Source organism: Streptomyces sp. NPDC007929, from assembly GCF_042959065.1.
Lineage (GTDB): Bacteria > Actinomycetota > Actinomycetes > Streptomycetales > Streptomycetaceae > Streptomyces.
The window spans coordinates 1-10,888 of sequence record NZ_JBIBKD010000013.1 but is presented as its reverse complement, the minus strand read 5'-3'; the positions used below and the strand labels follow the sequence as shown (position 1 = coordinate 10,888).

General features: G+C 68.7%; 6 protein-coding genes. 3 read left to right on the top strand and 3 right to left on the bottom strand.

The window, feature by feature from the left end:
• Nucleotides 1-397 precede the first annotated feature (397 nt).
• On the bottom strand, nucleotides 398-1,087 hold the full coding sequence (locus tag ACFZDE_RS33820) for an ATP-binding cassette domain-containing protein (protein WP_391005065.1): 690 nt from the start codon (nucleotides 1,085-1,087) through the stop codon (nucleotides 398-400).
• A 1-nt stretch (nucleotide 1,088) separates the two neighbouring features.
• Nucleotides 1,089-2,528, bottom strand: a complete 1,440-nt coding sequence (locus tag ACFZDE_RS33815) for an FtsX-like permease family protein (RefSeq protein ID WP_391206677.1) — start codon at nucleotides 2,526-2,528, stop codon at nucleotides 1,089-1,091.
• Nucleotides 2,529-2,726: 198 nt separating this feature from the next.
• On the opposite strand from ACFZDE_RS33815, the gene ACFZDE_RS33810 reads away from it, so the two are divergent.
• The 3 genes from ACFZDE_RS33810 to pknB all read left to right on the top strand — a co-directional run bounded on the left by ACFZDE_RS33810 (nucleotide 2,727) and on the right by pknB (nucleotide 7,518).
• Nucleotides 2,727-3,389: a response regulator gene (locus tag ACFZDE_RS33810; RefSeq protein WP_391206673.1), complete on the top strand. Its 663-nt coding sequence runs from the start codon at nucleotides 2,727-2,729 to the stop codon at nucleotides 3,387-3,389.
• On the top strand, nucleotides 3,386-4,669 hold the full coding sequence (locus tag ACFZDE_RS33805) for an ATP-binding protein (protein WP_391206669.1): 1,284 nt from the start codon (nucleotides 3,386-3,388) through the stop codon (nucleotides 4,667-4,669). The genes ACFZDE_RS33810 and ACFZDE_RS33805 overlap by 4 nt, the downstream gene beginning before the upstream one ends.
• Nucleotides 4,670-5,421: 752 nt before the next feature.
• A complete protein-coding gene (gene pknB, locus ACFZDE_RS33800) occupies nucleotides 5,422-7,518 on the top strand; it encodes a Stk1 family PASTA domain-containing Ser/Thr kinase (protein WP_391206665.1) in 2,097 nt (698 codons plus the stop codon).
• A gap of 329 nt (nucleotides 7,519-7,847) precedes the next feature.
• Here the strand turns inward: pknB and ACFZDE_RS33795 are convergent, their stop codons facing one another.
• The gene (locus ACFZDE_RS33795; RefSeq protein ID WP_391206662.1) at nucleotides 7,848-10,349 is read right to left on the bottom strand and encodes a Helicase associated domain protein; all 2,502 of its coding nucleotides are present in this window, start codon (nucleotides 10,347-10,349) and stop codon (nucleotides 7,848-7,850) included.
• Nucleotides 10,350-10,888 lie beyond the last annotated feature (539 nt).

Sequence of the window (10,888 nt, the reverse complement as noted above, 5' to 3'; positions counted from 1 at the left end):
TGAACGAGTCGGCTTTCGAGCAGGTCCGTGAGCCGGGCAAGAACCTGATCCGCAAGGCGCGGATCGAACGCGTCGGCTGACCGGGCCAGGCACCGGCGAACGCGGCAAGACGGGGCGGTCTCAGCCCTCAGCAGCCCGAGACCGCCCCCGATGAAGCGTCGGCCACCGGCACCGAGGGCTGACCGCCCTCACCCGTGGGGCAGGGCCAGACCGCCTCGCACAGGGCCGTCGTGAAGACGTTGTCCCGCGCGGAGCCGAGCCCGGGGCACCCTCGAACTCGGCCGCCTCACCGAGTCCCTGACCCTCGCGGCCCGGGCCGGCGCCCGGCCCGCCGTCGCCGCGTGGTGCGCGTCGGCCGACGCGGCCCGTACGAGGTCCGTTTCGACGTCCCGCACGCTCACGCGTGGGTCACCAGTTTGCCGCGCTGGAGCCGCAGGACCTCGTCACAGGCGTCGGCGACCTCCTTGGAATGGGTCACCACGATCACACACTTGCCGTCGTCGTGGGCGAGCTTGCGGAACACCTCGATGATCCCGCTCGCCGTCTCCAGGTCCAGGGACCCGGTGGGCTCGTCCGCGAAGAGAACATCCACCTCGCAGGCCAGCGCACGCGCGATGGCGACCCGCTGCTGCTGCCCACCCGAGAGCTGGAGGGTCCGCCGGTTCTGGTCGGCGGCCTCCACCCCCAGCAGATCCAGCAGCTCCCGTGCGCGCCTCGCGCGGCCACCCCCCTTCACCCCCGTGATCTCCATGGCCGAGGTGATGTTCTGGATCGCGGTCATGTACGTGAGCAGGTTCAGCGACTGGAAGACGGTCGCCGCGTGCCGGTTGCGGTATCTGCCGAGCCCCAGGTCGGCGATGTCGCGGCCACGGAAGCGCACGGTGCCGCCGGTGGGGGAGTCCAGGCCACTGGCCAGCGAGAGCAGCGTCGTCTTACCGGACCCCGAGGGGCCCACCACGGCGTACATGCGCCCGGCTTCGAAGCGGTGCGAGACGCCTTTCAGCACCACGCGGCGGCGGTTGCCGCTCTGGTGGATCCGGGTCACGCCGTCCAGTTCGAGGAGGGCACCGGAGGGGAGTTCGGACACGTCAGTCGCCCTTCGTGAGGATGTCGCGGGGGTTGAGGCGTAGCACCCGGCTGCCGGGGATCAGCGTGGCGATCGCCGCGATGGCGAGGCCGGTGGCGCCGACCTTGCCGATGTCGGCGGGGCCGAGCCTGACGTCCATGGACGCGATGGGGTCCGGGGCGGGCTCCTCCTCCTTCATGCCGCCGTTGGGGTCGCTGGGGTCACGCTCCGGGCCCTGGTCCGCGGCCTCTTCCTTGGCGGAGGCCACCTCACCGGCCAGCAGCCGGTCCCCGATGGTCTGGGACAGCAGCCCGCTGCACGCCCCGGCGAAACCGATCGCGACGACGGCGCAGATCACGACCTCCACCAGGTGCTGCCCGAGCAGCCGCGGCTTCTTCTCGCCGAGCGAGAGCAGGATGCCCAGCTCCTTGCGGCGCTCGCGCAGCGACGAGGCGACGATCAGCGCGAGGATGACCGTGCCGGCGACGGCGACCAGCCACACGGTGACCGTGGCGAAGTCCGCCGTCTTGGTGATCGGCCCGACCAGCGCCTTGTACTGCCTGTCGTTGACGCTCAGCGGGAAGACGTCCAGGTCCGCCCCGGCCGCCTCGGCGTCCCGCTTGAGCCGGTCCACGTCCTCGGGGTCCTTCAGCGTGAACGTGGCCTGCCTGACGACGGCGTCGTCGGCGTCGCCGCCCTTGCCGAGCAGCAGGCTCGCGCCGTCCGGGGTGACGTACAGCTGATTGGCCGGGTTCATCAGAGCCGGGACGTACCGGCCGGTGTCGGCGGTGTCGCTCTTGAAGATGCCGACGACCTTGAAGACGTGATCCTTCTCGTCCCGCTTCCGACCGGCCTCCGGCAGCTGACCGGTCTTCAGCTTCACCGAGTCGCCGACCTTCAATCCGTTCGCCTTCGCCATACGTTCCTCGACGACGATCTCGTCCTGCTTGCTGCGCGGGGTGATCCCGTGGCCGGAAAGAAGTGTGGAGTCGCCGTTGCGGAACGCACTCACCGCGTTCTGATCACGAATACCGTCGGCCTTGAACAGGTCGCTCGCAATGGTGTCCTGGCCGGCCGGCGGCGGGACGGGCTGATACAGCTGCGCGGACTTCGTGGGGCGGGCACCCCCGTCGGTGGTGTAGTTGCACTGCGCCACCACGGACGACGCGCAGATCTTCTCCACGAGGTCGCGGTGCAGATCGCCTGCCGCGCCGATGGTCCCCGGCATGGCCCCGTCCGGCTGCTCCGCCTTGCCCGAGGCGATCAGCGCGTTGACATCGAGCTGCATGGTCGCGACCGCGCCGACCCGCTGCTTGGCGTCGGTGGCGGCGCGCGCAGCGGCGGACTGGATCAGAAAGCCCGACAGCACCAGGGTGCAGATCACGAAGAAGAGACCGATCAGCATCAGCGTTTTCCCGAAGTGGCCCGTCAGCCGCCACCACGCCCGTTTGAAAAGATTCATGAACGCGACGCTAGGGGCGGGGCCATGTGAGCCGTATATGGCGCCGGCGCCGGTGCCCCGCTTCTCATACACGGATCACATACCGGATCTGATAGCTGTGGCCGAGAACAGTGCGGCAAGGGCGGAAGCGGCGGCGTTCCGCCGAATTCCTCAGGGAATTCTCAGAGATGAGAAATCACGAAGAAAGGTGTCACGGCGATGCGCGTTCTGGTGGTCGAGGACGAGCGGTACATGGGAAGGGTCCTCGAGATCGGACTGCGCCAGGAGGCGATCGCGGTCGACGTCGTGCACGACGGCGAGGCGGCCCTGGAGAAGGTCACCGTGTACGACTACGACGCGGTGGTCCTCGACCGCGACCTGCCGGGTGTGCACGGCGACGAGGTGTGCCGCCGGATCGTCGCCATGGACCTGGACTGCCGCGTGTTGATGCTGACCGCCGCGGGCCGCCTCGGCGACAAGGTCGAAGGGCTCGGCCTGGGCGCCGACGACTACCTGGCGAAACCCTTCGACTTCCCCGAACTGGTCGCCCGCCTCAGGGCGTTGTACCGCCGCAGCCCCATGGTCCACCCGCCCGTCCTCACCTTCGCCGACCTCTCCTTCGACACCCACCGCCGCTTCGTCACCCGGGCGGGCGCCGAGATCCGCCTCACCCCCAAGGAACAGGCCGTCCTGGAACTGCTGCTGCGTGCCGACGGGGGCGTCCTGAGCGCCGAGTACCTCCTGGACAAGGCCTGGGACGCCCACTGCGACCCGCTCACCAACGCCGTACGCCTGGTCGTCCACACCCTGCGCAAGAAGCTCGGCCACCCGCAGCTCGTGCACACCGCGATCGGCGCGGGCTACCGCCTGGGTCTCGCGTGAGCCGCCTGCGCCCGCCCGACGACAGGCCCCGGCCCCAGTTCCGGTTCCGGCCCCGGTCCCGGTCCCTGAGCATCCACACGCGCCTCTTCCTCGGCTTCGGCGGTGCGCTGGCCCTGTGCTCGGCGCTGATGGTCACCATCATCTACGTCGGCATCCGCTATCTGCCGACGTACGACCTCGCGGCCCCCGCCCTCCTTACTCCGCACCCCTCCGGCACCACCCAGCCGTACCAGCCCACTCAGGGCCCCACCGTCGACCCGGGCCGCCTCGTTCCCGCCGGGGAGACAGCACCGAGCAAGACGCTCGACCTGTCCGGCATGGTCCGCACCAAGGAGGACGTCTGGCACATGGTGCTCGCCGTGTCCACCGGCGGCGTGGTCCTGGTGATGGGCATCGGGCTCGCCGCGGGCTGGCTCCTGTCACGCCGGCTGCTCGCCCCCCTCGGCACCATCAACAAGGCGGCGGCCAAAGCGGGTGAGGGCGACCTCGCGTACCGCATCAACGCACAGGGCCCGCAGGACGAGCTGAAGCAGCTCGCCGACACCTTCGACACCACCCTGGCCCGCCTCCAGGAGTCCTTCGCGGCACACCAGCGCTTCGCCGCCAACGCCTCCCACGAACTGCTCACCCCCCTCGCCACGAACCGGGCCATCCTCCAGGTCGCCGCGGCCGACCGCAGCGGCAGGCAGTTCGCCGAGCTGCTGCCGATGCTGGTCGACACCAACGAACGCAACATCACCATCGTCAACGAGCTCCTCCAGCTGGCCGCCGCGGACCAGGTCCGCTACGACACCGAAGCCGTCGATCTCGCGGCCCTGACCGCCGAGGCCGTCGAGGAGCAGCGCACCCGGACGCCCGGCGTCACCATCGTCGAGGAGCTCCCCGGCGGAGCCACGCCGGAGCACGAAGTGGTGGGGAACGAAGCGCTGTTGCACCGGGTCGTCGCCAACCTGCTGGACAACGCGCGGGTCCACAACATCCCCGGCGGGCCGGTGCGTGTGGCGGTACGCACCGAGACCGCCCCCGACGGCCCGGACATGTCCCACGCCGTGGTGCTGGAAGTGGACAACCCCGGCCCGGGCGTGGACCCCGCCACCGTGCACCGCCTCTTCGAACCCTTCTACCGGTCCCGGCCCCGCGTCTCCAGCGACCGGGGCCACGGCCTGGGTCTCGCGATCGTCCGCTCGGTGGTCCGCGCCCACCGCGGCACGGTCACCGCCGAGGCCAACGCCACGGGCGGACTGCTCGTCCGCGTGACCCTGCCGACTCCCCGCACCTGACCACGTGCAGCTCCTCGACCGCGCTGCGACAGCACCTCCCCTTTCGGCTCTACGACACGGTGTGCGCAAGGGCCGCCGCCGTCCGTCCGGTCCGCACCTTCAGCACGCCCCCGTTGCGGTTGTACTTGACGGCGTTGTCGACGAGGTTGCCGATCATCTGTTTCCGTCCCGGATACGGTCCTCCTCGCGCTCCAGGACCGAGCCGGACACCTCCGCCAGATCGACGGACAGCGGATCCGCGGAGGCACTCTCGGCCCGGCGCCCGCCCCGACACCGGCGGACCTCCCGGTCGTCGTCATCCCCTCGTCCGCCCACGCCGCCGCCCTGCCCCGCCCCCTGCTCGCCCCCTCCTCCGCCAACTCACGGCGGCCGCGGCCACCCCCTGCGTCGCCCTTCTGATCACATCGCCACAACGCGCACTCCCGCTGAGTATTTCGCGGCGCCGCAATGCGTTCGTGGCCCACCGGGAAAAGCGTGCGGACACGCGGTGCGAAGGAATCGGAAATGAATCAGCACACGGAAAGAACCAGGGGTGCCGAGGTCGGCGCCCCGTTTGCAGCGCGAGTCTCCCGTTCGCTGAGGTCCCGGCGGACGGCACTTCGGGGCCGAATGACGCGACGAGTACCACAGGAGAGCGCTCAACCATCGTGCGGGCAATTGATCGGATCGGCCCTCGTCCGCGTGTGTGAAGGTAGGCGAGTCTTTCGAGCAATGCGATGTGGACGCATCGTTGACCGGGCGGGTAGGTAACCATGGAAGAGCCGCGGCGTCTTGGCGGCCGGTACGAGCTGAGCGGTGTGCTCGGGCGTGGTGGCATGGCGGAGGTCTACCTCGCCCATGACACCCGCCTCGGCCGCACGGTGGCGGTGAAGACGCTGCGTACGGACCTCGCGCGTGACCCGTCCTGCCGAGCCCGGTTCCGCCGGGAGGCCCAGTCGGCCGCCTCGCTCAACCACCCCGCGATCGTGGCGGTCTACGACACCGACGAGGCCGACGTCGACGCGGTTCCACTGCCGTACATCGTGATGGAACACGTCGAAGGCTCCACACTGCGTGAACTGCTGCACTCCCAACGGCAGTTGCCACCCGGGCAGGCCCTGGAGACGACCGTCGGCATCCTCCAGGGCCTGGAGTACGCGCACCGCAACGGCATCGTGCACCGCGACATCAAGCCGGCCAACGTCATGCTGACGCGTGACGGCCAGGTCAAGGTCATGGACTTCGGCATCGCCCGCGCCATGGACGACTCCGGCATCACCCTCACGGAGACCTCCGTGGTCGTCGGCACCGTCCAATACCTCTCCCCGGAGCAGGCCAAGGGCGAGAAGGTCGACGCCCGCTCCGACCTGTACTCCACCGGCTGCGTGCTCTACGAGTTGCTGACCGCGTCCCCGCCCTTCGCCGGTGCCTCGCCGGTGACCGTCACGTACCACCACGTCCACGAGGAGCCGAAGCCTCCGTCGGCCCTCAACCCCGAGATCACCCCCGAGATGGACGCCATCGTCCTCAGGGCCCTGCTCAAGGACCCGCACCACCGCTACCAGTCGGCCGACGACATGCGCGCCGACATCGAGGCCTGCCTCAGAAACCGATCGGGAGCGGCCACCACGGCACTGGCGGTCGTCGCCGCGGACCGGACCCGGCCGTTGGCTCCAATACCGACGGCCGCGTTCGCAGCGCCGCAGCCGCGTACGGACGCGGCCGAACCGACCGTGACCCTGCCGCCCGTGAAGCCGGACACCGGCGGTCACCACGCGAACGGTCACGGCTTCGGCGCCCGCCCCGACCACCCCGAGGGCGGGAACCGGCCGCAGCGCACGTCCCGTACCGGTGTGGTGATCGCCGCGATTCTGATGGCGGCCCTCCTCGCGCTGAGCGTCGTGATCATCAACCGCTGGATGATCGACGACGGCGACGGCGGCGGTCCCGCCGCCGGTGCCGGTGGTGGCGGCATCGTGGCCGGGGAGGACGCCGTCGCGATGCCGGACTTCGTCGGCGAGACCCGCGCCGAGGCCGAACGGCTGGCCCGGGAACAGGGTTTGCATCTCGCGTTCCAGCAGGGTCCCTGCGCGCACCAGAGCGAGGGCAGGATCTGCCAACAGAACCCGGCCACCGGAACGCAGGTCGCCAAGGGATCGACCGTCACCGTGGTGGCGTCGGCCGGTCGGGCCGAGTCGTCGGCCGGTGCGCCGCGGTCGAAGGTCACGGTGCCCCAGGTGACGGGCCTGAGCGCCGAGGACGCCCGGGCGACACTGGAGGCCGACCGCTACGCCTTCCAGGTCAGGACGCGGACCCAGGAATCCCGGCAGGAACCGGGCACCGTACTGAAGCAGGATCCTGCCGCCGGCACCGAGGTGGAGAAGGGGACGGCGATCACGCTCGTCGTCGCGGGAAAGCCGGGCGAGCACGGGCCCGAGCAAGGGGACACCATGGCCACGGTCCCCGAGGTGACGGGCCTGACCTGCGACGCGGCCAAGGCCCGCATGACGGCCTACGCACTCGTGGGGAACTGCACCGAGCAGGCAACCGATGACCCCGGCCAGGCCGGCAAGGTCATCTCGACCACCCCGGGGGCGGGCCGGCAGGTCAAGCGGAACTCGACGGTCACGATCGTCATCGGCAAGGCCGGCCAGAAGGAGGAACTGGTCCTCGTCCCTGATATCGACGGCGAGTCGCTGAGCACCGCCCGCGTCCTGCTGCGAGAAGCCGGCCTGACGGTCGGTGACATCTCCGGATCCGAACACCCCCTGGCCCGCGTCGTGTTCTCCGCCCCGTCCGACGGCACCCGGGTCGAGAGAGGAACGGCAGTCGACCTGGTCACCGTCGGCCCGAGCTCGAAGGACGACTAGCGGCGAGGAGGCCACGAGGGCGGGTCACCCGCTGAGGCTCTGCTCACGGAACGCCCCTGAAGGATGCCAACGAGCATCCGGACCGCCTCGCCGCCTCCCTGGAAACAGCCGAGAACTGGACCGACCACCACCCCGCCGCGTTCATGTGAGCCGCTTGAGCCGCTTGAGTCGCTCCGCAAAACCGCAGGTCAGCGGCAGTTTGCCCGGAGAACAGCGACTCAAGCGACTCTAACCCGGGTATTCGCGGTTAGGGGTTTTCCCGGTACCCGAGGAGCATCCTTCTACCCAAGATGGACAAAACAAGCAAAACCGCTCTGTTCGGCTCGCTGTCATGGGAGAACGCGATGATCACTCGTATCAAGCACCTTGCGACTCACTTCGTCTACATGGTGGACCGGTATGCCCTCGCCTCCGGCGCCCGCTTCCCGCAGTCGTGAGGTTCCTTCCGTGGACGCCCAGTCGAGTCCGTGGCGGGTGAGTTGTCGGAGCCGTTCGGGGGTGAGTTTGGCGCGGCGGGCTTTCTGGTTCATGAGCCAAACGCCCAGTCGGACTTCGGTGCCGTCGGGTAGTTGCTCGATGTGTCCGCGTGGGACGGTGAGGTGGCCTTCCCTGGCCTTGTACTGCACAAGGGCCGCGATACCCCGTTCGAAGGCTCCAGAGGCGCTCTTGGAGGTCGTCGCGGGCACTTCCGGCTCTGGTGGGAGCGGTGTCACGCCGACCGCTTCGAGGAGTTGGCGTTGCTCGTCCGTCAGGGCCGTCCAGGTGGTGTGTCGGCGTTGTTTGGTGAGCCATCGGCCGATGTCCATGCCATGGATGGTGACGCCGGGCAGGACATCAACCCGGCCCTCTTCGTCGCGTAGCAACTCTCGCACGGCGGCGTAGTGGCGCTGCCAGTCCGCCGGCCAGGCCGGGTTCCAGTAGCGGTCTACGGCTTCGAGCGCCGCCCTCCACCCGGGATGCCCGTCCAGCGCTCCGGGGCGGCGGAGGTTGGACAGCCATTGCCCCACCGGTCTGCCCAGGGCTACTGCGGACCTCGGTGCGCACAGTGTCCAGTGCTCCTCGTAGTAGACCCTGGCGGCTTCCATGTTCTCCTGGAAGCGTTCATCCGCCAGTGACCACACCATGCCGAGCTTCTCGAGCCGACGGGCGCGCTGGCCGTTCACCTCTCCGGCGGTGTAGGCCCGTCGTTGTTCTGCGACCCATTGCCCGAGGGGTGTTGCTCCTTCGCGGTGCCCGTAGGGCACGCGGGCGTGGCCTTCTCGCTCGACGTACGTCTTGAGTTTTGCCCAGCCGCGGGCCCAGTCCTGCCGTTCGGTGTCGATGATGTTGAAGGACACCCAGTTCGCGACCATCACAGGGTCCCGTGGAGCCGCAAAGCGCAGCAGCAGGCGGGATTCGTCCTCGCCTTCCTCGGGCGCCAGCCCGATGTTCACGGACGGCTGCGCGATGTCCTTCTGCGGTTCCTGCGGAATGGCGAGCAGTTCGACGGCTTCTTCGTCGTGGGCTCGTAGCCCTTCGAGGACTTTCACCAGGGGCCGGTACGATCCCGAGCCGATCATGTCGTCTGGTGTTTCTCCGGGCTGGAGAAACACCGGCACGATCAAAGACGCGAGTTTCCCTTGGCCCGGCTTCTGTCGGAGTGCCCGGCCGATGGCCTGGACGATGTCGTGCGGTGCGCTCTTGGGATCGAGCAGGGCGACGCTGTCCACGGCTTTGATGTCGACGCCTTCACCCAGGACGCGGCAGTTGGAGAGCACGGCGCGCCGCGCCGTGGACCCGAACGAGCCCAGTACCTGCCGCCGGTGTTCGGGTGCGTGCTCACCGCACAGCCAGTCCGCCCAGATCCCCTCCGGATAGGTCTCCGGCTCGTTGGCATGCAGTTTCGCCGCGACTCGCTCCAGGCCCTCGGCATAGGCCTGCGCTTCGATCGTGCGGTGATGGAAGGTGATGCAGGTCTGGAGCTGATGTCTGCTCATGGTGTGCAGGAGTGCGGCTTGGAGGGCTCCGAGTCTCTGCCCGCGGACCTGTTCGCTGTACCGGTCTTCGCCGTAGAGCCGTTCAGGGGTGAGGGCGGGGTCTTTGAGCTCGAGGACGATGATCTGGTAGCGGGCCAGCAGGCCGCGTGAGACGGCGGAGGCGAGTGTCAGTTTGTACAGGACGGGTCCGAAGACGTTCTCGTCGTCCATGGAGGCTGCCATCTCCCGAGGCAGCGGATCCCGCACCCCCTCGGCGACCTCCCGGCCGAGCCGCTCTTCCCAGATCCGGGGCGTGGCCGTCAGATACAGCCGCCGGCGGGCCGGGATGACCCTCTGGTCGTGGATGCCCGCCCACGCCTTCCCCATCGCCCCCGACGTCCGGTGCGCCTCATCAACCACCGCCAGGTCCACCGGATCAAGCTTTTGACCGTAGACACCCTCGAAAGCTTCCGCCAGCACACCCAGCGACGCGTACGTCGCGTAGATGATCACCGGCCCCTGGCCGTGCCACAACGCCAGCTGCACCGGGTTGGTAGTGGAACGCACTCTCAGGTTCCACAACGACGGGTCGTCCTGAAGCGAGCACACCGCGACCGCCGGCCCCGGGTGCCCCGCCTCGTGCCACGCCCTGACCGTCTGCGCCAGCAGATCCAGCGTCGGCACCAGAACGAGAACGCGTCCCCTGGGCACGATCCGCTTCGCCGAGGCCGCCGCAATGATCGTCTTACCCGTGCCGCACGCGGCGTGCACCTGCCCGCGCAGACCATTCCGGGGAATGCCGCCCGGCGGGACATCGAGACCACGTACGACGGCGGCAACGGCCTCGACCTGGTGATCACGCAGTTTCACGGCCATGTCCCGTGTTCTCCTTCCCGCGGAATGTGGCGCGTAGTGTGAAAGGAAATCCTGGCGCGGCGCGGGTGACCAGGATGGTGGTACCTGACCCCAAACTCTACACAGGATGCAGCCATGATGCAGCATCGGCACGTCACGTTCTGCCTGCATGCGACGAGCGACAGAACCTTGCTTTGCAGCGGTGAGTTGCGGGGGATTCCCCGGGTACTTATGTACGCGAAGAGTTCGGTTTCGAAGGTGAAGGGGAGGGGGTCGGGTGGAGCGCAGCGGAACCCGTCTGTGAGGCTGGCGGCTGGTCAGTTTTGAATGGCTGTCATCTCTGTTGTGGAGTGACAGGTTGATTTCCTCAGTGACTGCACAGGCCTACATATGGTGCCGCCTGACTTTTGCAGCCAGCTGGAATCCCGCTTGCGGGATTCCTCTCAATTCGCGCTTGCGCGAATTGACACACTGCCAGAATTCCGCTTGCGGAATTCAATTCCCGCGCTTGCGCGGGAATTTGGCGGAGCGTCACTTGGCGGAGCGTCAGCGGAGCCAAC